This is a genomic window from Glycomyces rhizosphaerae, from assembly GCF_042647865.1.
GTDB classification, from domain to species: domain Bacteria; phylum Actinomycetota; class Actinomycetes; order Mycobacteriales; family Micromonosporaceae; genus Glycomyces; species Glycomyces rhizosphaerae.
Genome location: NZ_JBHRWO010000021.1, coordinates 200,697 through 221,324 on the forward strand (window position 1 = coordinate 200,697; position 20,628 = coordinate 221,324).

A 20,628-nucleotide genomic window follows, 5' to 3' on the forward strand; every position below is an offset into this window, starting at 1 on the left:
CTTGCTGCGAGCATTCGGAAAGTCCCGTTCGTGTGCGGCTGGACACAGCTGTCGTAGCGCGTGTGTACGCTTGGAAGTCACGCCTCAAGTGGTGCGGGAGGAGCGGCCGTGGGCTTGTTCGGACGGAAGAGGAAACAGGGCAAGGGAACGCTGGACCGGGCCTCTGACAATGTTGACCAGCGACATCTGATCGATTTCATCAAGACGCGCATGGGCGTCGAGGCCTACCTCGAGCCGAAGACCACTGTCACCGAGACCACGGTCATGCTCATCGCGCATGACGGCGAGTGGACGCGGCGCCGCGTCGACGGCCCGGCGGGCGCATTCGCCCTGGGCCGCAAGTACAACACCCCGGTCTATGAGGTCGCGAAGACGGGATATCCGCAGCGTAAGCGGGATTTCGACGCGCGCCGAAAGCTGGAGCAGCAGCGCCGCCAGTAGCGATTTCCGCTGCCGTCAACACAACGATTGCGCAATATTCGCCGCACTGTCCCGCCGCTTGGTGGTGAGGCCCGCGGACATGGAACAGGGGCCCGGCTGATGCCGGGCCCCTGCGTCACGTCGCTGTGACTACGCGGCGAACTCTTCGAGCAGCGCCACGAGCGTGCGCACCGGAACGCCGGTCGCGCCCTTGGCGACGTACCCGAAGCTTGAGTCCGAGTCGGCCGGGCCCGCGATGTCGAGGTGCGCCCAAGGCAGCTCCTCGGGCACGAACTTCGACAGGAAGACCCCGCCCTGGATCATGTGGCCGTCGCGCTTGAGGCCGGTGCCGCACTGCGAGACGTCGGCGATCGAGGACTCCATGAGCTTCACGATGTCCTCGGGGAACGGCATCGGCCAGCCGTGCTCGCCGGTGGTCTCGCCGATGCGGCGCAGCCGCTCGGTCTCGGTGTCGGTGCCCATGAGGCCCATGGTGCGCCGGCCGAGCGCGATGAGCTGCCCGCCGGTGAGCGTGGCCACGTCGTAGAGCGCGTCGGGCTCGTCCTCGATGGCGCGCGAGATCGCGTCGGCGAGCACGAGGCGGCCCTCGGCGTCGGTGTTCAGGATCTCCACGGTCATGCCGTTGCGGATGGTGATCACATCGGAAGGACGGAACGAGGAGCCCGAGAGCATGTTCTCGGCCAGCGCCACCGTGCACGTGACGTTGACGCCGAGGCCCAGCTTCGCGGCGGCGACGGTCGCGCCGACCACGGCCGCGGCTCCGGCCATGTCGCCCTTCATGTCCCACATGCCCGCGCCCGGCTTGATGTTGATGCCGCCGGAGTCGAAGGTGATGCCCTTGCCGACGAACGCGACGTGCTTGGTCGCGCCTTCGGGGCGGTAGGAGAGGCGGACCAGGCGCGGCTCGGCGTCGGAGCCGCCGCCGACGGCCAGGACGCCGCCGTAGCCGCCCGCGGAGAGCGCCTCGGCGTTGAGGATCTCGACCTCGATGCCGGCGGCGGTGGCGGCCTGCTCGATCTCGATGGCGAACGTGGGCGGACGCAGGAGGTTCGCGGGGGTGTCGGCCCAGTCCTTGACGAGCGAGACGCTCTCGGCGAGCACTGTGGCCTTGGCCACGGCGTCCTCGCTCGCGCCGTAGATCCGCACCTCGGCGGGTGCCGCGTCGCCATTGCCCTCGGTCTTGAAGCCCTCGAACTTGTACGCGCCCAGGGCCGCGCCCACGGCGGTGGCCTCGGGGTCGCCCTCGAACACGATGGCGGCGCTGTCCTTGCCGAACGCGGCGCGCACGGCGGTGCCGGCGGCGCGGCGCAGGGTCTCGTCGTCGAGGTCATCGCCGTCGCCGAGGCCGACGGCGTACACGAGCTTCGCGGCGAGGCCGTCGGGTGCGGGCAGGCGGGTGAGCGAGGAGGCGGCACCGGTGTTGCCGAGGACCGCCAACTGCTCGGCGAGGCGTCCGCCGAAGGCGGCGTCGACACCCGCGAGGCTCTCGGGGAGCACGGGTGCGTCCTCGCCGGAGAACACGCCGACGACGAGCACCTCGGCTTCCGCGGAGGCGATGTCGCCGGAGGCGGAGATCAGATCAGTCACGATCCATCCTTAGCTGTTCGGGGGACCAAATGCTCCGATCCTAGCCACTGGGACGGTCGCGATAGTCTCTGTCCCATGTCGGAGACACTGCTCACCTCGCCCCTGCACGAACGCCACCTGGCCCACGGCGCGAAATTCGCCGAGTTCGCCGGTTGGGACATGCCGCTCCAGTACCCGAGCGGTGTGCTCGCCGAGCACCAGGCGGTCCGCACCGGTGTCGGCGCGTTCGACGTCTCGCATCTGGGCAAGGTCTGGGTCACCGGCGAAGGCGCGGCGGCGTTCGTGAACCGGTGCCTGGCCAACGATCTCGACAGGATCGGTGCGGGCGGCGCGCAGTACACGCTGTGCCTCGATGAGAGCGGCGGCGTGGTCGACGACCTCATCGCCTACCGTTTCGCGGACGACCAGGTCTTCCTGATCCCCAACGCCGCCAACACGGCCGAGGTCGCGCGCCGGCTGCGCGAGGCCGCGCCCGAGGGGGTCGAGGTGCGCGACGTGCACCGCGGTTTCGCGGTGATCGCGGTGCAGGGGCCGGAGTCGCCCCGCATCCTGGAGTACCTGGGCCTGCCGCACGACCACGAGTACATGACGTTCCGCGAGCACCTGGTGAACCACTCGGACGTCATCGTCTGCCGCTCCGGCTACACCGGCGAGACCGGCTTCGAGCTGGTCGTGCCGAACGAGGCCGCCGTGGACCTGTGGGACGGGATCCTCACCGCGGGCGCGGCCCCGTGCGGGCTCGGCGCGCGCGACACGCTGCGCCTGGAGATGGGCTATCCGCTGCACGGCCAGGACTTGAGCCTTGACATCTCCCCGGTGCAGGCCCGCCTGAACTGGGCGATCGGCTGGGACAAGCCCGAGTTCTGGGGCAAAGCGGCGGTCGCCAAGGAGCGGGCCGAGGGTCCGAAGCGCCGGCTCTGGGGCCTGGAGGCCACCGGGAAGGGCGTGCCGCGCGCGCACATGACCGTCCTCGACGGCGACACGGTGGTCGGGGAGACCACTTCGGGCACGCACGCGCCGACCCTCAAGAAGGGCGTGGCGCTGGCGCTTCTCGACGCGGCGTACAAGCCCGGCGCGGAGCTTGAACTCGACGTTCGTGGCCGCCGGTTGCCAATTCGAGTTGTCAAGCCCCCCTTCACAAAAGCCACGCCGAAATAGTTGCAGGCCAACCCGGCTCTTGATTGCCGCGAGGTTCTCCGATAGCGTTTACCAAAACCTCGCCGACGAAGGAGTCACATGCCTGGCAAGCCGCATCGCTATGCCCTCGTGGGGACCGGATCTCGCGCCACGATGTACCGCAAGGCCATCACCGAGCGGAGCGGCAAAGCCCGCCTCGTCGCCGTCGCGGACACCAACCCCAAGCGCATGGCCCACCACACGGCAGCCGTCGAAGCCGCGGGCCAGCCCGCCCCCGCCGCCTACGCTGCGGCCGACTTCGACAAGCTCCTCGCCGAGACCGATCCCGACACCGTCATCGTCACCTCGGTCGACGCCACGCACCACGAGTACCTCCTCGCCGCACTCGCCGCGGACAAGGACGTCATCTGCGAGAAGCCCTTGACCACCACCGGCGAGCACGCCGCCGCCATCCTCGAGGCCGAAGCGAAGTCAAAGGGCACGGTCACCGTCACCTTCAACTACCGCTACAACCCGTTGCACGAGAAGGTCGCCGAGCTCCTGCGCGACGGCGCGATCGGCGAGATCACCTCCGTCGGCTTCGACTGGCTCCTCGACACCCGCCACGGCGCCGACTACTTCCGCCGCTGGCACCGCGAAGAGGCCAACTCCGGCGGCCTCCTCGTCCACAAGTCCGGCCACCACTTCGACCTCGTCAACTGGTGGCTCGACGCCGCGCCCGTGCGCGCCTTCGCCAAAGGCAAGCTCGCCTTTTACGGCGACAACGGCAAGCGCACCGGCCACGACCGCGGCTACGACCGCGTCCACGGCTCCGAGCAGGCCGCGGACGACCCGTTCGCCCTCCACATGGAGGACAACCCCGGCCTCAAGACCATGTACCTCGACGCCGAGGACGAGGACGGCTACATCCGCGACCAGTCCGTGTTCGCCCCCGGCATCACCATCTACGACGACATGATGGCCCTCATCGACTACGACTCCGGCGTCACGCTCTCCTACCGGCTCACGGCCTACTCCCCTTGGGAGGGCTACCGGGTCCACTTCAACGGGACCCAGGGCCGCCTCGAACTCCTCGTCGTCGAGAACGACCACGTGAACCCGAACCTCAAGGGCCCCAACGGCGCCTCGCTCCACGGCACCGACGCCTCCCCCGAAGAGGGCTGGTACGAGCTCCACGTCCACCCCTTCTGGACCAAGCCCGTCAAGATCGACCTCGGCGACTACCAGCGGGCCGGACACGGCGGCGGCGACGTGCGGATGCTCGGCGTCCTCTTCGACGGCGACACCGACCCGCACGACCGCTCCGCCAGTGCGCAGGACGGCGTGAACGCCCTCGCCGCGGGCCTGGCCTCGAACGCCTCCATCGCGACCGGACTCCCGGTCGAAGTCGCCGATCTGCTCGCGGCGAAGCCCGCGACCATGAAGCACAGCAAGTAGGACACCATGAGTCTGCACCCCGACCGGTTGTTCCCGGTCGACGAGCGCACGCGCGCCATCGCCAGGGAACTCCACCAGCGCACCACCGACCTGCCGCTGGTCAGCCCCCACGGGCACGTCGACCCGCGCCTGATCTCGGAGAACCGGCCGTTCCCCGACCCGGCCCGCCTCTTCGTCGTCCCCGACCACTACCTGACCCGGATGCTCTACAGCCAGGGCGTCACCCCCGCCGATCTCGGCGTCCCCTCGATCGACGGCACGCCCTCCGAAGTCGACGGCCGCACGATCTGGCGCCGCTTCGCCGAGCACTACCGCCTGTTCCGCGGCACCCCTTCGAAACTGTGGCTCGACCACACGTTCGCGGAGGTCTTCGGAATCTACAAGGAGCTCGGCTCCGACACCGCCGACGAGTTCTACGACCACCTCTCGGCGCGGCTCACCGAACCGGCCTACCGGCCCCGGGCGCTGTTCGAACGCTTCAACATCGAGGTCCTCGCCACCACCGAGTCCCCGGTGGACTCGCTCGCGCCGCACGCCGCGCTGGCCGGGATGCCCGCCTCCGGCGGCCGCAAGTGGGGCGGCAAGGGCGGCAAGGTCGTCACCACGTTCCGGCCGGACAACATGGTCGAACCCGGCTGGCCCGGTTGGCACGAGCGCATCGAGCGTCTGGCGGAGATCACCGGCCTCGACACGTCCACGTTCGACGGCTTCCTCGGGGCGCTGCGCCAGCGCCGCCAGGACTTCATCGCCGCCGGGGCCACCTGCACCGACCACGGCAACCTCACCGCGGCGACCGAGGACGACCCGAAGGCCGCCGCCGAGATCTACGCCAAGGCGCTCAAGGGCGAGGCCGACGAGGCCGAGATCCTGCGCTTCCCGGCGCTCATGCTCACCGAGTTCGCGCGCATGAGCGTCGATGACGGCCTGGTCATGCAGCTCCACCCGGGCTCGAACCGGAACCACAACCAGTGGCTCTACGGCGGCTGGGGCCGCGACGTCGGCGGCGACATCCCGAACTCGACCGAGTACACGAAGGCGCTCAAGCCGCTGCTCGACGCCTTCGGCAACCACCCGCGGTTCCGGATCGTCCTGTACACCCTGGACGAGACCGTGTTCAGCCGCGAGCTCGCCCCGCTCGCCGGGGGCTACGCCTCGGTGTTCATCGGCGCGCCCTGGTGGTTCCTCGACTCGCCCGAAGGCATGCGCCGCTTCAGGGAAGCCGTGCACGAGACCGCCGGGTTCTACAACACCGCCGGATTCGTGGACGACACGCGCGCGTTCTGCTCCATCCCGGCCAGGCACGACGTGGCCCGCCGCATCGACGCCGCCTACCTGGCCCGCCTCGTCGCCGAGCACCGGATGACCGAGCAGGAAGCCGCCGAGGTCGCGATCGACCTCGCCTACAACCAGCCCCGCAAGATCTATGGATTGGACAGCTAAGTGACGCAGATCGAACGCCTCGAAGTCCACGACGTGCGGTTCCCGACCGCGACCGCCGGCGACGGCTCGGACTCGATCAACCGCGCCGACTACTCGGCCTGCTACGTCGAGCTGTTCACCGACGGCGGCCCCACGGGTACCGGCTTCACCTTCACCGGCGGGCGCGGCACCGAGATCGTCGCCCAAGCGGTGAAGGCCTTCGCGCACCTGGTGGTGGGCAAGACCATCGAGGAGATCTTCGCGAACCCCGTCGAGTTCTCCCGCTCGATCGTCCAGGAACCGCAGATCCGCTGGCTCGGCCCCGAGAAGGGCGCCACCCACATGGCCGTCGGCGCCATCGTCAACGCCGTGTGGGACCTGCGCGCCAAGCTCGAAGGCAAGCCCATGTGGCAGCTCCTCGCCGAGATGGACTCCGCCGAACTCGCCGCGCAGATCGACTACCGGCACATCGAGGACGAGCTCACCCCGGCCGAAGCCGAAGCGATCCTCGAAGAAGGCCGCATCGGCTACGAGGACCGCCTCAAGGTCCTCCAGACCGACGGCTTCCCCGCGTACACCACCTCCGTGGGCTGGCTCGGCTACTCCGACGACAAGGTCCGCGCCCTCACCGAGCAGGCCGTCGCCGAAGGCTGGACCGCCGCCAAGATGAAGGTCGGCTCGCCCGACGTCGCCGACGACGTGCGCCGCGCCGGCATCATCCGCGACGTGCTCGGCCCCGACCGCCTGCTCATGATGGACGCCAACCAGATCTGGTCCGTCCCCGAGGCCATCGAGAACATGAAGCAGCTCGCGGCCTTCGACCCGTACTGGATCGAAGAACCCACCCACCCCGACGACATCCTCGGCCACGCCAGGATCGCCAAGGCCGTCGCCCCGATCCGCGTCGCCACCGGCGAGGTCGCCGCCAACCGCGTCATCTTCAAGCAGCTCCTCCAGGCCGAGGCCATCCGGGTCTGCCAGATCGACGCCTGCCGCGTCGGCGGCATCCCCGAGGTCCTCGCCACCCTCCTCATGGCCGCCAAGCGCGGCGTCGAGGTCTGCCCGCACTCCGGCGGGGTGGGCCTCTGCGAATACGTGCAGCACCTCGGCATGTTCGAATACCTTCGAGTGGGGAAGACCTTGGAGGGCCGCATGATCGAGTACGTCGACCACCTGCACGAGCACTACACCGACCCCGTCCGCGTCATCGACGGCCGCTACCAGCTGCCCACGCAGCCCGGCTACTCGGTCACGTTGAAGGACGAGTCGATCGCCGAGTTCTCGTTCCCGAACGGGCCGGCATGGCTGCGCTCTTGAACGACCACCTGACCAACTCGGTCTTGAAGCGGCTCCCCGGGGACGTGCAAGTCCCCGGGGACCGCCCCCAGACCTCCGGCATCCTGCACCTCGGTGCGGGAGCGTTCCATCGCGCTCACCAGGCCGTCTACACCGACGACACCGACTGGGGCATCACCGTCGCCGCGCCCCGCTCGCGCGACGTCATCGACGCGCTCGCGGGCCAGGACGGCCTGTTCTCCGTCGCGACCCTCGGTCCCGAAGGCGCTTCGATGCGCGTGATCGGCTCGATCGTGGACACCGTCCACATCGCCTCCGAACGCGAACGCGCCGTGGACCTCGTCGCCGCCGAGACCACCCACGTCGTCACCCTCACCGTCACCGAGAAGGCCTACCGGGACCCCGAAGGCGTCCCCGGGCTCCTCGCCGCCGGGCTCGCCAAACGCGCCGCCCAAGACGGTCCGCCGCTCACGATCCTGTGCTGCGACAACCTGCCCGACAACGGCAAGACCACCCGCGCCGCCGTCGAACCCCTCCTGGATCCGGCGACCCGCGCCTGGGCCGACGAGCACGTGACCTTCCCCTCCAGCATGGTCGACCGGATCGTCCCGGCCTCCACGCAGGCCACCTACGAACGCGCCCTCGGCGAACTCGGGGTCACCGACCTCGCCGCCGTCGAAGCCGAACCGTTCTCCCAGTGGGTCATCGAAGACGACTTCGCCGGGCCCCGCCCCGACTGGGATGCGACCTACACGCATGACGTCGCCGGCTGGGAGCGTTTGAAACTGCGCACCCTCAACGGCGTCCACTCCACGCTCGCCTACCTCGGCGCCCTCGCCGACGTCGAGACCATCAGCGAGACCCTCGCCCTCCCGGGCGCGGAGAGCTTCGCGCGCTGGCTCATCGGCGAGCAGATCGCGCCGAGCCTCACCCCGCCCGACGGGCAGGACACCGTTGCCTACGGCGAAGGCGTCCTCGAGCGGTTCGCCAATCCCGGCATCCGCCACCGGTGCCTCCAGATCGCCATGGACGGTTCGCAGAAGCTCCCGCAGCGCCTGTTCGCCACCATCGCCGACCTGGCCGAAGCCGGCGTCGACCCCGATCTGATCGCGCTGCCGCTGGCCGCCTGGACCCGTTTCTGCGCCGGCCGCAGCGACGGCGGCGCCGAACTGCCCCTCGACGATCCGCTGAAGGACGTCATCCGCCAGAGCCTTGCGGCGGCCGGGACCAATCCGGCCGCGCGCATCGACGCTATCCTCGGCCTCCACCAGATCGTCCCCGTATCCGTCGCCGACGACCACCGGCTGCGCCGGGCCGCCACGAAGTGGCTGCGCGAACTCGACCGGCACGGCGTCGCCACCACCCTGGAGCACCTGTGACCGAAACCCGCAAGCCGCGCATCGCCCTCGTGGGCGCCAACGGATACGGCCTGCACCACCGCCACAACCTCGAGCCGCGCCGCCGCAGCGGCGAGCTCGACTTCGTGGCGCTGTGCGACACCGCCGAGATCTACGAAGACGCCGACATCCCCGTGGGCGACATTCCGGTCTTCGACGACTACCGGGCGATGCTCGACGCCACCGACCCCGACGTCGTCATCATCGCGACCCCGCCGCCCACCCACCTGCCGATCGCGACCGCCGCGATGCGCCACGGCGCGGACGTCTACCTCGAGAAGCCCCCCGTGGCGAACCTCGAGGAGTACGCGGCCCTCTACGCGGTCATGACCGAGACCGGGCGCAACGTCCAGGTCGGCTTCCAGGCCCTCGGCTCGCACGCGTTCAACGCCCTCCGCGACGCCGTCGAAGCCGGGCGGCTGGGCGAGGTCGAGGCCGTCTCGGTCGCCGGCTCCTGGCGCCGCCCCGACTCCTACTACCGCCGGTCCCCTTGGGCCGGAAAGCGGGAGGCGAACGGCACCCTGATCGCCGACGGCGCCCTCGCCAACCCGTTCGCGCACGCCTCCCAGGAGGCCATCGCCCTCGCGGGGGACTGGCCGCTCGACGGCGCGATCGAGCTCGAGCGCCTGCGCTGCCGCGAGAACATCGAAGTGGACGACACCGCGGTCTGGCGCGCCACCAACAAGAACGGCGTCCAGATCACCGTCGCGGTGACCCTCTGCGGCGAGCGCAAACTCGAAGGCGACGTCTACGTGCGCGGCACGAAGGGCGAGGCCTGGTTCGAGTACCCGACCGACCGGCTCATCCTCCCCGGCGAGTCCGAACCGAAGCAGTACGGCCGCACCGACCTCCTCGACAACCTGCTCGCGCACCGCAACAAGGGCGTCGGCCTCATCTCGGGCCTGCGCCGCGCGAAGACCTTCACCGGTGTCCTGGAAACGGTCCTCAACGACCCGATCCCGCGCCTGGTGGACGCGAAGCACCTCGAACGCGTCGGCGACGACCCCGTCACCATCCTCAAGGGAGCCGACCAGGCCGTGGAGGACGCCGCCCGCCAAGGGAAGCTCTTCAGCGAACTCGGCCTCCCCTGGGCCTGAGACCACCGACGCCCGCGGCCCCGTCTGGACGGGGCCGCGGGCGCCCGCGTGAGAGCGCCGGAAACCTCGCCGCCGAAGTTGATAGCGTTCCTCCTCCCCCCATATAAGAGGAACGACATGATCCGACACCTGCCCCAATACCTGCAAGTGCGCTACCTCGCCTATCTCGCGATCACCAAGGGCCCCGACGCCGGAGCCGCCGCGACCCGCAAGATCACCGGCCTGTACCCCGCCGGACTCACACCGGACTACGAACCCGAGCCCCTCGCCGGATTCAAGGCCCTCCGCGACCTCGACACCGAGCGGTACGCGCCGCCCTCCGAAACCGAGCTCGAAATCGACAAGGCCGCGAATGCCGGAGACTGGCGCACGGCGGCTTCGCTGCTCGACCAGACCTGGCGGCGATGGGACGAGCGATCACACGTCACCTACCTCCTTTCCAGGGCCGCGGCGAAGAACGATTCCTGGCTCACGGAGTGGGAGGCGTCCGAACCGGATGATCCGGGAGCGCTGCTGGTCCGTGCGAACAGAACGGTCCGGTACGCCTGGGACGTCCGCGGGGCATTGCCCGCCGGACACCTCACCGGCAAGCAGGTTCACGGCTTTCGGCACTACATCGAGCTTGCCGAGGGATTCATGGAGAAGGCGATCGCCGCCGCCCCTGAGGATCCGACCCCGTACCGGTACATGATTCGTATCGCGAGGGGCAGAGGTTGGCCCCACGAGGCCATGGAAAAGCTCTGGGGGGAGTTCACCAGCAGGCACCCCCACGGATTCGACGGCCACCTGTCAGCACTCCAATACTGGTGCGCGAAGTGGCGAGGTTCGAACGACAAGGCGCGTTCCTTCGCCGCTGAGGCGGCCGAGAACGCCCCACAGGGCACTTTCCTCAGTGTGCTCCCCCTGATCGCAGCGTTCGAGGAGCATGGGCTGACGGCGCACAGGCAATACCGGACGCCCCAGGTGACGTCGGCGGTCGATTCCTGCCTGGAGGAGTTGTCGTCTTTCGGGGAAGTCGACTCGCACATCGTCCGCCAGGTCAGGCATGTGCTGGCGTACTTCCTGAATCGGCTTGGCCGACACGGTGAGGCTGCCGAGCAGTTCCGGGCGGTCGATGGCTACATTCTCACGCTCCCGTGGTCGTACTACCCGAATGCGGTCCAGGAGTACGGCTGGTACCGCCGCGACTCGGTGCGCCGACAGCGCTAGCCGCGTGCACGGAGTCCGGGCCCCCGGCAGCGACGCCGAGGGCCCGAACGCTTCATCGGGGAGGGAGAGCGGCTAGCTCGCGCCCGCGCTGGCGGTCACGATGGATTTGACCTGCGACGGGGTGTCGAGCGAGTAGCCGTAGGGGACACCGGAGACCGACCCGCTCGAGGCGGGCGTGCTGGTGTTCACCAGGTGGTTGTTCCGGGAGAGGATCCGGCCGGGGTCGGAGTCGCCCTCGCCGATGTGGACGGCGTCGTTCGCGTTCTCCAGGTAGTTCCCTTCGAAGAGGACGCCCGCGTTCATCGTGGTGGCCACGCAGTACGCGCCGATGTTGACGTAGTAGTTGCTGTAGACGTGGACGGTGGAGCCGAAGCGGACCCGGGGGGTGCGCTGGTTGGTGCCGTTGAACCAGTTGTGGTGGTAGCTGACCCGCAGGTGGCCGATGTCCTGGCTGCCGTTGGAGTCGGAGTGGCCCAGGAGCATCGTCTTGTCGGTGCCGTCGAAACGGTTCCAGGACACCGTGATGTAGTCCGAGCCGCGCTTGATGTCGAGCGCGCCGTCGTATCCGGTGCCGAAGGTGTTGTTGTCGAACCACAGGTTCGTGGAGGCGTCCTGGACGTTGATCGCGTCGTCGGACCAGTTGTTGAAGCGCATGTTCTGGACGATGACGTTGCGGTCGGAGTCGAAGTTGAGCCCGCCCCCGGTGAACTGGGCGCCAGAGTTGCCGATGATGCTGGTGTTGGATCCGACGTTGACCATGCCGGAGAGGGCGATCGTGCCGCTGACGCGGACGATCTTGCGTGAGTCGCCCGAGACCGCCGCGGTGAACGCGGAGGCCGAGGAGACCGTAGTGGTGGAGCCGCCGGAGCCGCCGGTGGTGCCGCCGTTCATGGCGGCGTAGCCGGTGACGCCGGTCTGGGCCAGCGCCGGTGCCGGGTGGTAGACGCTGAGCGACAGGGTCGTCAGGACCACTGCCACGAGGAGCCCGAGGGTCCGTCGCGCGTGGAGGGTGATCGTCGACATTGACGATGTCCTTTCTTAGGAGGGGAGACACGCCGGAACCGATGGCCAAAGACATCGATGTGTCTCAATATAAGACGGTAAACCCCTTCGGACAGCGTTTGCAAGGGTTGGGGGCGAAATAGACACCAACGGGGCCGACGATGATTCGTCGGCCCCGTCGGGCGTTTGGCAATCGGTGGTACCGACGGGAGCTAACTCGCCCCCGCGCCCTCGCCCACGATGCCCGGAATCTGGTCGGCCGGGTCGGCCGTGTAGCTGTACGGCAGGGAGGTGTCCACCGAACCCGCCGTGAGGATCTCGCCGGATCCGTCCAGGACGTTGTCCATCTCGACGAGTCGGCCCGGTTCCGAGTCGCCCTCGCCGATGTGGGTCGGCTCGGCGACGTTCTCGAAGTAGTTCGCCTCGACGATCACGCCCGCGTCCATCGTGGTCGCGATGCCGTAGGAGCCGACGTCCTTGTAGTGGTTGTTGAACACGTGCACCTGCTCGCCGAAGCGCACCCGCGGGTTGCGCTGGTTGGTGCCGTTGAACAGGTTGTGGTGGTAGGTCACCCGCAGGTGGCCGGTGTCCTGGCTCCCGTTGTCGTCGGAGTGGCCGAGGAGCATGTTCTTGTCGTGCCCGTTGAAGACGTTCCACCCCACGGTGACGAAGTCCGAGCCGCGCTTGATGTCGAGGCAGCCGTCGTAGCCCACCCCGAAGGTGTTGTGGTGGACCCAGATGTTCGTGGATCCCTCCTGGACGTTGATCGCGTCATCGTCCCAGTCGTCGAACTGGAGGTTGGTGATGATGACGTTGGACTGCTCCGAGACGTCGAGGCCGCCTCCGGTGATCCGGGCACCGGAGTCGCCCACGATCGTCGTGTCGGACGCGACGTCGTTCATGCCTGAGATGGCGATCTCGCCGGCGACGCGGACGATGAGCCCGCCTTCGCCGATCGCGGCCAGGAACTCGTCGGCGCTGGAGACGCTGACCTCCTCGGAGCCGCCGGTGACGCCGCCGTTCTGGCCGGCCCAGCCCACGGGGCCGTCCTGCTGCGCGCCGGGGGCGTTGCCTGCGGCCTGGTCTGCGGGGGCCTCTTCGGCTCCGGCGTACTGGGTCGCCCAGACGCCTAGGCCGCTCGCGGCCGCCGCTGCCCCCGCACTGGAGGCCAGGAGCACGCGCCGCTTGATTCGCGGAACTGCCGGGTTGGTGCTCACTCTGTTGTTCCTCTCGGTTGTCGGATCGTCACATTCTCGGCATTTGCCGAGAATGCATGGAAATGAATCGATATGCTAACCCGGCAAGGATGGCAAGGCAAGCGGTTGCGATTGCAATAGTTCGTTTGGTCGTGCTACAAACTCTCCATGGCTCTTTTCGACCTTCCCCTTGAACAACTCCGCGAATACCGTCCCGAGGTGCCCGAACCGGCCGACTTCGACGAGTTCTGGAAGTCCACGCTCACTGACGCGGCCGCCCACGACCTCGACGTCCGGCTCGAACCGTTCGCGACCAACATGGTCATGTTGGAAGTGATCGACGTGACCTTCGCCGGGTTCGGCGGCCACCCCATCAAGGCCTGGCTCGTCAAGCCCAAGGGCGTCGAAGGCCCGCTGCCCTGCGTCGTCGAGTTCATCGGCTACTCCGGCGGCCGCTCGCTGCCGGAGTCGCACACCACGTACCCCGCCGCGGGCTGGGCCCACTTCGTCATGGACACCCGCGGGCAGGGCTTCGGCCACTGGCAGCCGGGTGACACCGGCGACCCCTACGGCACCACTGGTCCCACCAACAAGGGCTGGATGACCCAGGGCCTCGAAGACCCCGAGCACTACTACTACCGGCGCGTCTTCACCGACGCCGTCCGCGCGGTCGACGTCGCGAAAGGCCTCGACGGGATCGACCCCGACCGGATCGTCGTCGCCGGCGGCAGCCAGGGCGGCGGGATCGCCCAGGCCGTCGGCGGCCTGCGCGACGACCTCGCGGGCGCGATGATCGACGTGCCCTTCCTGACCTACTTCCGCCGCGCGACCACCATCACCGACTCCTTCCCCTACAAGGAGATCGGCGAGTTCCTCGCCGGCCAGCGCCTGAGCGAGGAGCGGGCGTTCGCGACCCTCGACTACTTCGACGGCGTCAACTTCGCCGCCCGCGGCACCGCCCCCGCGCTCTACTCGGTCGCCCTCATGGACGACATCTGCCCGCCCTCGACCGTGTTCGCGGCGTACAACCGCTGGCAGGGCGAGAAGCGGATCACCGTGTGGCCGTGGAACGGCCACGAAGGCGGCGGCATCCTCCAGCGCGGCGAGCACCTCAAATTCCTCGCCGAACACCGCTAGAGAGCAAGCGAGAGGGGGCGCGACCGGTCCGGTCGCGCCCCCTTCTCGATGCTCTAGAGCTCCCGGATCTTCAAGCGCTCCAAGGCCTGCTCGTGCAGGAGCCCATTCGTGGCGAGAGCCGAGCCGCCGTCGGGGCCCGCGCGCCCGCGCAAGTCAGTGAAGGTCCCGCCCGCCTCTTCGACGATCAGTGCGAGCGGCGCCAGGTCCCACAGGGCCACTTCGGGTTCGGCCGCGATGTCCACGGCCCCCTCGGCGAGCAGGCAGTACGAGTAGAAGTCGCCGAAGCCCCGTTCGCGCCAGGCCTCGTGGAGCAGCCCGAGCATCGCACCCTGGCGGTCGAGCTTGGCCCAGCCGGTGATCGAGGAGATGCTCACCGAGGCGTCGGAGAGCTTGCCGACCTTCGAGACGTGGATCCGCTTGCCCGCGCGCTGGTCGCGGCCGGCGAACGCGCCCGCGCCCTTCATGGCCCACCAGCGCCGTCCCAGCGCGGGGGCGCTGACGACGCCGACGACGGGCTCGCCCCGGTCGAACAGGGCGATGAGCGTGGCCCAGATCGGCACGCCGCGAACGTAGTTGCGGGTGGCGTCGATCGGGTCGATGACCCATTTGCGGCCTGAGGCCCCGGGGTTGTCGCCGAACTCCTCGCCGAAGATCCCGTCGCGGGGCCTGGCGCGCCCGAGCGTCGAGCGCAGCACCTCCTCGATGGTGGTGTCCGCGTCGGTGACCTCGGTCATGTCCGGCTTCGAGGAGACCCGCAGGTCGGAGGAGCGGAACCGGCTGTTGCCGATCTGGGCGGCGCTGTCCGCGAGCAGGTGCGCGAGGCCGAGATCGTCGTTGTAGCTGGAGGTGGGCATGGGCTCATCCTACTGAGCCCGCGAAGGGGCCCACGACCAGCGAGGCGACGAACAGGTGAACGAGCGGCCTCGGCGAAGCTTGCGAGCCGTCAATTTGCATGGCTAGTTCTTGGTGTCGGCCTCGTGGAGGGACGCGAGCACCCGCCGGAACGAGGCGAGGCGCCCGGCCCGCGGGTCGTCGGGGCCGATGGCGGCGTCGAGGGCGCAGTCGCCGATCTCGGGCGTGTGCGTGCAGCCCCTCGGGCAGTCCTCGGCGACCTCCAGGAGCTCGGGGAAGGCCTTGAGGATCGAGTCGGCGGTGACGTGTGCGAGCCCGAACGAGCGGACGCCGGGCGTGTCGATGACCCAGCCGCCCTCGGGCAGCGGGAAGGAGACGGTGCTGGTGGAGGTGTGGGAGCCCTTGCCGATCGAGCGGACCTCGGCGACGACGCGTCCGGCCCCGGGAACGAGGCGGTTGACGAGCGTTGACTTGCCGACCCCGGAGTGGCCGAAGAAGACGTTCTCCTTGTCGCGCAGGAGCGCCGTGAGTTCCTCCAGCGGCGCGTCCGGTTCGGTGGTCACGATCGTCAGGTCGAGTTGGGAGTAGTAGGAGCGGACCTCCTCGACCAGCTCGGGCGCGAGGTCGTGCTTGGTCAGGCACAGCACCGGGGCGACGCCGGAGTCGTAGGCGGCGACGAGGCACCGGTCGACGAAGCCGTAGCGCAGCGGCGGGTCGATGAGGCTGGCGACGACCACGAGCTGGTCCACATTGGCGACGACGACGCGCTCGGTGGCGTTCTCGTCGTCGGCCGAGCGGCGCAGTTCGCCGTGCCGCTCCTCGATCCTGACGATCCTGGCGAGCGTGCCGGGGTTGCCGGAGCGGTCGCCGACGAGGGCGGCGCGGTCGCCGACCACGATGGACTGCTTGCCGAGCTCGCGGGCCTTCATCGCCGTGACGGTGACGCCGTCGACGATGCAGGTGTAGCGGCCGCGGTCGACGGCGGTGACGAAGCCTTCCTGCGCGTGCTCGTGCTTGGGGCGGATCTTGGTGCGCGGCCGGGAACGGCGGTTGGGCCGGACCCGGACGTCGTCCTCGTCCCAGTCGTCCTCGTCGTCGTCGATATCGACGTCCCAGTCCGGTTGCGGCACTAGGCGTCAGCTCCTTCGCTGGATTCGCCGCGGACGGCCCGCTCCCAGACTTCGGCGAAGTCGGGCCAGGTCTTGGACACGCACGCGACGTCGTCGAGCACCAGGCGGGGGATCACCAGGCCGGCGACGGCGCCCGCGTGGGCCATGCGGTGGTCGGCGTAGGTGGCCCAGGTGCCCGTGAGGTGCCCGCCCTTGTTGACGCGGAAGCCGTCCTCGAACTCGTCCACGTCGGCGCCGATCTTGCGCAGTTCGGTGACCAGGGCAGAGATCCGGTCGGTCTCGTGGCCGCGGATGTGAGCGACGCCGCGGATCGTGAAGGGCCCCTTGTTGACACCGAAGAGCGCCGCCAGTGAGGGCGTCAGTTCGGAGGCGTCGGCGAGGTCGAGTTCGACCGGCAGCACCGAGGGCGAACCGACGACGGTGAGCCCGTCGCGGCTCCACTCGACCCGGGAGCCGAGCTGCGTGAGGATGTCGCGGATCTTGTCCCCGGCCTGCGTGGTCTCGGTCGGCCAGCCCTCGACGGTGACGCGCCCGCCGACGGCCACGGCGGCGATGAGGAACGGCGCGGCGTTCTGCAGATCCGGTTCGATGACCCACTCGCGGCCCTGGAGCTCGCCGGGCGCGACGCGCCAGCGGTTCGGCTCCGAGTCGTCGACCTCGGCACCCGCTTCGCGGAGCATCTGGACGACCATGTCGAGGTAGGGGCGGCTCGGGACCGGCTTGTCGCCGATGTGGCGCAGGTCCAGGCCCTGCTCGAAACGGGGCGCGGCCATGAGGAGCGCGCTCACGAGCTGCGAGGTCTTCGAGGCGTCGACCTCGAGCACACCGCCCTTGACGCTTCCGGTGGCGTTCACGGTGAACGGCAACGCGAGGCGGCCGCCGTCCTCGATCGCGACGCCGAGATCCCTGAGCGCTTTGATGACGCCGTCGTTGGGGCGCTGGCGGGCGTGCGGGTCGCCGTCGAACGCGACCGGGCCGTCGGCGAGCGCCGCCACGGGAGGCAGGAACCGCATGACGGTCCCGGCGAGCCCGCAGTCGACCGCGGTGTCGCCCTTGAACGACCCCGGCGTCACGGTCCAGCGTTCGTCATCGGTCGTGTCCACGGCGACGCCGATGGACCGCAGCCCTTCGACCATGAGCAGCGTGTCGCGGGCGATGAGGGGACGGCGGATCGTGGAGGGTCCGGAAGCGAGCGCGGCGAGGATGAGGGCGCGGGCGGTCATCGACTTCGAGCCGGGCACGCGGACGAGCGCGTCGAGCTCGGCCTCCGCGTACGGGGCGTGCCAGCGGCGCTTCTTGGGGGCGGCGGTTGCGTTCACGCCGCCATTCTAGAGGCCCGCGAGCTGCGCACTCGAAGGTCGGCGCACCGGGGTGGCGCACTGCGGCACCGCATCGGGTCCGAAACCGGGCAGGGTGGGCCTCGATTGCCGTTGCCAACGGCGGTCGCGTCCGGAATTGATGAGCCGGAGTGTCGGTGGCGGGGGTTACCGTGAGGGCATGTGCGGAAGGTACGCCAACAGCAAGTCGAGTCCGGATATGGCAGCGCTCTTCGACGCCGAGGATCTCATCGCCGGGGCCTGGGAGCCGAAGTACAACATCGCGCCCACGACCCAGGCCCCCGTGGTCCGCCGCTCGAAGTCGCGCGACGAGCGCGTTGTCGAGCTCGCCCGCTTCGGCTTGGTCCCATGGTGGGCCTCCGATCCGAGCATCGGCACCCGCATGTTCAACGCGCGCATTGAGTCCGTGGCGAGCTCGCGGGCGTTCAAGCGCCCGTTCGCGTCCCGGCGGGCCCTCATTCCCGCCGACGGATGGTACGAGTGGCGGAAGCTCCCCGGCGGCGGCAAGCAGCCCTACTACTTCACCCAGCCCGGCGGCGTGGTCTTCGCGGGTCTCTGGGAGACCTGGAAGGACAGCGACCTCACCCTGGTCAGCTTCACGATCCTCACTTGCCCGGCCGCAAGCGAGGCGATCGAGACCATCCACGACCGGATGCCGTACGTGCTGCCGCCCGAGCGGTACGCGGCCTGGCTGGGGGAGGAGGACGCCGACGAGGGCGAGCTGCTCGCCGGCCCGGCCCCGTCGCTGCCGAAGGATCTGGAGATCCGGAAGGTCGGCCGGGCCGTGGGCCGCGCCGACAATGAAGGCCCCGAACTCATCCGCCCCATCGACACCGAGGAGGACAGCTCCACCATCCCCGGATTGTGAAGTCAATCACTATCGTTCGAACGTATCTGTACCCCATGTCAGCGGTCTTTCGTGTACAAGCCGCCGTCGGCTGAAGGGAACCGCTTCCCGCGTCGAGGTGATCGACACCGGAAGGGCCTGCGGCGGAAAGAAAGAGGGAGGCAGCAATGCGGCGAATCCGCCCCGACGAGGTAGCTCGAGCCCGGAGAGACCCCCGGCTGCTCGATGCCGCCGAATACCGCAACGAGATCATCAGAGGCGCCTACCGGATGAGCGGCGACGCCTGGCTCCGCCAGGGCAACTGCGCCGACGCCGAGCCCGACGTCATGTACCCCGAACCCCGCGAGCCCATCGACCAGGCGCTCGCCATGTGCGCCGCCTGCCCTGTGCGCACGCCCTGCCTGGTCCGAGCACTGGAGGCCCGTGACCGCCATGGCGTCTGGGGGGCCACCGCGCCCCGCGAGCGCCGCGCGATGATCGAAGTCTGGAAGGACATCAACCCCTTGGCCATCGGCGCCTAGCCGAGCCCGCCGAACCGAAAGCCGCGACCGCTGGCTCCAGCGAAGGTCGCGGCTTTTCGTCGTCTCAGGAGTCGTGCATCGGGGAGTTGAACCTCCCCGGACCGGCGGCGGTGTCATTGTCCGCCGGCCCGAGGCAGGTACTGGGAGTTCACGCGCCGGTCACCCGACGCGATCAGGACCCTTCCGGGTCCACACACGATAACGACCCCGCGCACCGAAAGTTACCGTTTCTATCCAGTAAGTAGTAATTGCGGGTGATTCCCCGAATTTCGCACACTTCATTCGAAATTCCGTCCGGCCTTCGGCCTCCGACTGTGATGTGGCGGATACGACTCGGGCGGTTTCGCCGAGGGCGGAATGAACCCGTGCCGGACGCTGTTGTTCGGGACGAGTCTCCCGCCCCGCGTGCCGGCCAACCGCCACGCATCCTGCGGCGAAGGGACTCGCGGGCCACGAAGTCTGTCTAGCAAGGAGCCCAACGCATGACCACCACCCTCCGCGGACGCGAAGACCAGCGCCTCGCCGCGCTCCTGAGCGGCCCCGAATGGTCCCCGTCACCGAACGGCGAACGCCCGGTCAGCGGCGTCACGACCGCCGGTATTTCCTCCGCCCCCACTGACACCGCTGCCGTAGGCTCGGAAATGGTCGGCTACGAGAGGGAGACGGTGACCGAGGCAGGCGACGAGAACACCCAGGAGCGGCGCGCGCGGTTCGAACGCGACGCGATGCCCCTCATCGACCAGCTCTACGGTGCCGCGCTGCGCATGACGCGCAACCCCGCCGACGCCGAGGACCTGGTCCAGGAGACGTTCCTCAAGGCCTACTCGAAGTTCCACCAGTTCCGCGAGGGCACCAACCTCAAGGCGTGGCTGTACCGGATCCTCACCAACACCTACATCAACTCGTACCGCAAGAAGAAGCGCCAGCCCCTGACCTCGCCGACAGACGAGATCACCGACTGGCAGCTCGCGGACGCCGAATCGCACTCCGCTTCAGGACTGCGCTCGGCCGAGACCGAGGCGCTCGACCACCTGCCGGACTCCGACGTCAAGGACGCCCTCCAGCAGCTCGGCGAGGACTTCCGCCTCACGGTCTACCTCGCCGACGTCGAAGGATTCTCCTACAAGGAGATCGCCGACATCATGGGTACGCCCATCGGCACCGTCATGTCCCGCCTGCACCGGGGCCGGCGGCAACTGCGCCAGCTGTTGAGCTCGTACGCCGCCGACCGCGGCCTGTCGCCCGCACGGGAGGTACAGCAGTGACCGCCGAACCGGGGAAGCCCAAACTCGACTGTCGAGAGGTCCTCGAAGAGGTCTACCTCTACCTCGACGACGAGTGCTCCGACCGCCGCCGCGGCGTCATCCGCGACCATCTCGAAGAATGTTCGCCGTGCCTCTCCGAATACGGCATCGAGCAGGAGGTGCGCACCATCGTGCACCGCTGCTGCAGCAAGGAGAAGGCACCCGACGAGGTCAAGGCCCGCCTGCGCCAGAAGCTCAGTGCGATCGAGCAGGTCAGCGAGATCTTCAGCGAAGTCGCCGAGCGCGACCGCTGAACGCGACCGCGCCGACGCCACTTCTCAA

At 69.0% G+C, this 20,628-nt stretch carries 19 protein-coding genes; 13 read left to right on the top strand and 6 right to left on the bottom strand.

Annotation, left to right across the window (positions count from 1 at the left end; all coding sequences use genetic code 11):
• Window positions 1–108: 108 nt before the first annotated feature.
• Complete coding sequence (locus ACFO8M_RS21240; RefSeq protein WP_387979283.1) at window positions 109–441, top strand: oxidoreductase; 333 nt, start codon at window positions 109–111, stop codon at window positions 439–441.
• Between the two features lie 129 nt (window positions 442–570).
• Here ACFO8M_RS21240 and ACFO8M_RS21245 read toward each other — a convergent pair whose 3' ends face one another.
• Window positions 571–2,028: a leucyl aminopeptidase gene (locus tag ACFO8M_RS21245; RefSeq protein ID WP_387979285.1), complete on the bottom strand. Its 1,458-nt coding sequence runs from the start codon at window positions 2,026–2,028 to the stop codon at window positions 571–573.
• A 75-nt stretch (window positions 2,029–2,103) separates the two neighbouring features.
• On the opposite strand from ACFO8M_RS21245, the gene gcvT reads away from it, so the two are divergent.
• The 7 genes from gcvT to ACFO8M_RS21280 all read left to right on the top strand — a co-directional run bounded on the left by gcvT (window position 2,104) and on the right by ACFO8M_RS21280 (window position 11,020).
• Complete coding sequence (gene gcvT / locus ACFO8M_RS21250) at window positions 2,104–3,186, top strand: glycine cleavage system aminomethyltransferase GcvT (RefSeq protein WP_387979287.1); 1,083 nt, start codon at window positions 2,104–2,106, stop codon at window positions 3,184–3,186.
• Window positions 3,187–3,264: 78 nt separating this feature from the next.
• Complete coding sequence (locus tag ACFO8M_RS21255; protein ID WP_387979289.1) at window positions 3,265–4,602, top strand: Gfo/Idh/MocA family protein; 1,338 nt, start codon at window positions 3,265–3,267, stop codon at window positions 4,600–4,602.
• Between the two features lie 6 nt (window positions 4,603–4,608).
• A complete protein-coding gene (gene uxaC / locus ACFO8M_RS21260) occupies window positions 4,609–6,042 on the top strand; it encodes a glucuronate isomerase (protein WP_387979291.1) in 1,434 nt (477 codons plus the stop codon).
• Window positions 6,043–7,338: an enolase C-terminal domain-like protein gene (locus tag ACFO8M_RS21265; protein WP_387979293.1), complete on the top strand. Its 1,296-nt coding sequence runs from the start codon at window positions 6,043–6,045 to the stop codon at window positions 7,336–7,338.
• A complete protein-coding gene (locus ACFO8M_RS21270; protein WP_387979295.1) occupies window positions 7,323–8,696 on the top strand; it encodes a mannitol dehydrogenase family protein in 1,374 nt (457 codons plus the stop codon). Before ACFO8M_RS21265 ends, ACFO8M_RS21270 begins: the two co-directional genes overlap by 16 nt.
• The gene (locus ACFO8M_RS21275) at window positions 8,693–9,811 is read left to right on the top strand and encodes a Gfo/Idh/MocA family protein (protein ID WP_387979297.1); all 1,119 of its coding nucleotides are present in this window, start codon (window positions 8,693–8,695) and stop codon (window positions 9,809–9,811) included. The genes ACFO8M_RS21270 and ACFO8M_RS21275 overlap by 4 nt, the downstream gene beginning before the upstream one ends.
• Window positions 9,812–9,928: 117 nt before the next feature.
• Window positions 9,929–11,020 carry a hypothetical protein gene (locus ACFO8M_RS21280; RefSeq protein WP_387979299.1) on the top strand — a complete coding sequence of 364 codons (1,092 nt, stop codon included), beginning with the start codon at window positions 9,929–9,931 and terminating at the stop codon, window positions 11,018–11,020.
• 72 nt (window positions 11,021–11,092) lie between these two features.
• Here the strand turns inward: ACFO8M_RS21280 and ACFO8M_RS21285 are convergent, their stop codons facing one another.
• Window positions 11,093–12,043: a pectate lyase family protein gene (locus ACFO8M_RS21285; protein ID WP_387979301.1), complete on the bottom strand. Its 951-nt coding sequence runs from the start codon at window positions 12,041–12,043 to the stop codon at window positions 11,093–11,095.
• A gap of 191 nt (window positions 12,044–12,234) precedes the next feature.
• Window positions 12,235–13,239 (bottom strand): pectate lyase family protein, encoded by a 1,005-nt coding sequence (locus ACFO8M_RS21290; protein WP_387979303.1) that lies wholly within the window; start codon window positions 13,237–13,239, stop codon window positions 12,235–12,237.
• Between the two features lie 147 nt (window positions 13,240–13,386).
• Here ACFO8M_RS21290 and ACFO8M_RS21295 point away from each other — a divergent pair, with 147 nt between their 5' ends.
• Entirely contained in the window at window positions 13,387–14,355 is a 969-nt protein-coding gene (locus tag ACFO8M_RS21295) for an acetylxylan esterase (protein WP_387979305.1), read from the top strand.
• Between the two features lie 53 nt (window positions 14,356–14,408).
• Here ACFO8M_RS21295 and hisN read toward each other — a convergent pair whose 3' ends face one another.
• The 3 genes from hisN to aroA all read right to left on the bottom strand — a co-directional run bounded on the left by hisN (window position 14,409) and on the right by aroA (window position 17,656).
• The gene (gene hisN / locus ACFO8M_RS21300) at window positions 14,409–15,209 is read right to left on the bottom strand and encodes a histidinol-phosphatase (RefSeq protein ID WP_387979307.1); all 801 of its coding nucleotides are present in this window, start codon (window positions 15,207–15,209) and stop codon (window positions 14,409–14,411) included.
• Between the two features lie 102 nt (window positions 15,210–15,311).
• Window positions 15,312–16,337, bottom strand: a complete 1,026-nt coding sequence (gene rsgA, locus ACFO8M_RS21305) for a ribosome small subunit-dependent GTPase A (RefSeq protein WP_387979309.1) — start codon at window positions 16,335–16,337, stop codon at window positions 15,312–15,314.
• Entirely contained in the window at window positions 16,337–17,656 is a 1,320-nt protein-coding gene (gene aroA, locus ACFO8M_RS21310; protein ID WP_387979311.1) for a 3-phosphoshikimate 1-carboxyvinyltransferase, read from the bottom strand. The genes rsgA and aroA overlap by 1 nt, the downstream gene beginning before the upstream one ends.
• 178 nt (window positions 17,657–17,834) lie before the next feature.
• Here aroA and ACFO8M_RS21315 point away from each other — a divergent pair, with 178 nt between their 5' ends.
• From ACFO8M_RS21315 to rsrA, 4 genes are all read left to right on the top strand, one after another.
• On the top strand, window positions 17,835–18,542 hold the full coding sequence (locus ACFO8M_RS21315; protein ID WP_387979313.1) for an SOS response-associated peptidase: 708 nt from the start codon (window positions 17,835–17,837) through the stop codon (window positions 18,540–18,542).
• A gap of 146 nt (window positions 18,543–18,688) precedes the next feature.
• A complete protein-coding gene (locus ACFO8M_RS21320) occupies window positions 18,689–19,042 on the top strand; it encodes a WhiB family transcriptional regulator (RefSeq protein ID WP_387979315.1) in 354 nt (117 codons plus the stop codon).
• 482 nt (window positions 19,043–19,524) lie between these two features.
• Window positions 19,525–20,307, top strand: a complete 783-nt coding sequence (locus tag ACFO8M_RS21325; RefSeq protein WP_387979317.1) for a sigma-70 family RNA polymerase sigma factor — start codon at window positions 19,525–19,527, stop codon at window positions 20,305–20,307.
• On the top strand, window positions 20,304–20,600 hold the full coding sequence (gene rsrA, locus ACFO8M_RS21330; protein ID WP_387979319.1) for a mycothiol system anti-sigma-R factor: 297 nt from the start codon (window positions 20,304–20,306) through the stop codon (window positions 20,598–20,600). Before ACFO8M_RS21325 ends, rsrA begins: the two co-directional genes overlap by 4 nt.
• Window positions 20,601–20,628 lie beyond the last annotated feature (28 nt).

Coding starts and splice junctions, on each gene's coding strand:
- ACFO8M_RS21295 (WP_387979305.1), top strand. CDS start 13,387: ATGGCTCTTTTCGACCTTCCCCTTGAACAACTCCGCGAATACCGTCCC.
- ACFO8M_RS21280 (WP_387979299.1), top strand. CDS start 9,929: ATGATCCGACACCTGCCCCAATACCTGCAAGTGCGCTACCTCGCCTAT.
- ACFO8M_RS21285 (WP_387979301.1), bottom strand. CDS start 12,043: ATGTCGACGATCACCCTCCACGCGCGACGGACCCTCGGGCTCCTCGTG.
- hisN (WP_387979307.1), bottom strand. CDS start 15,209: ATGCCCACCTCCAGCTACAACGACGATCTCGGCCTCGCGCACCTGCTC.
- ACFO8M_RS21315 (WP_387979313.1), top strand. CDS start 17,835: ATGTGCGGAAGGTACGCCAACAGCAAGTCGAGTCCGGATATGGCAGCG.
- ACFO8M_RS21255 (WP_387979289.1), top strand. CDS start 3,265: ATGCCTGGCAAGCCGCATCGCTATGCCCTCGTGGGGACCGGATCTCGC.
- ACFO8M_RS21320 (WP_387979315.1), top strand. CDS start 18,689: ATGCGGCGAATCCGCCCCGACGAGGTAGCTCGAGCCCGGAGAGACCCC.
- gcvT (WP_387979287.1), top strand. CDS start 2,104: ATGTCGGAGACACTGCTCACCTCGCCCCTGCACGAACGCCACCTGGCC.
- ACFO8M_RS21270 (WP_387979295.1), top strand. CDS start 7,323: ATGGCTGCGCTCTTGAACGACCACCTGACCAACTCGGTCTTGAAGCGG.
- uxaC (WP_387979291.1), top strand. CDS start 4,609: ATGAGTCTGCACCCCGACCGGTTGTTCCCGGTCGACGAGCGCACGCGC.
- ACFO8M_RS21325 (WP_387979317.1), top strand. CDS start 19,525: ATGACCACCACCCTCCGCGGACGCGAAGACCAGCGCCTCGCCGCGCTC.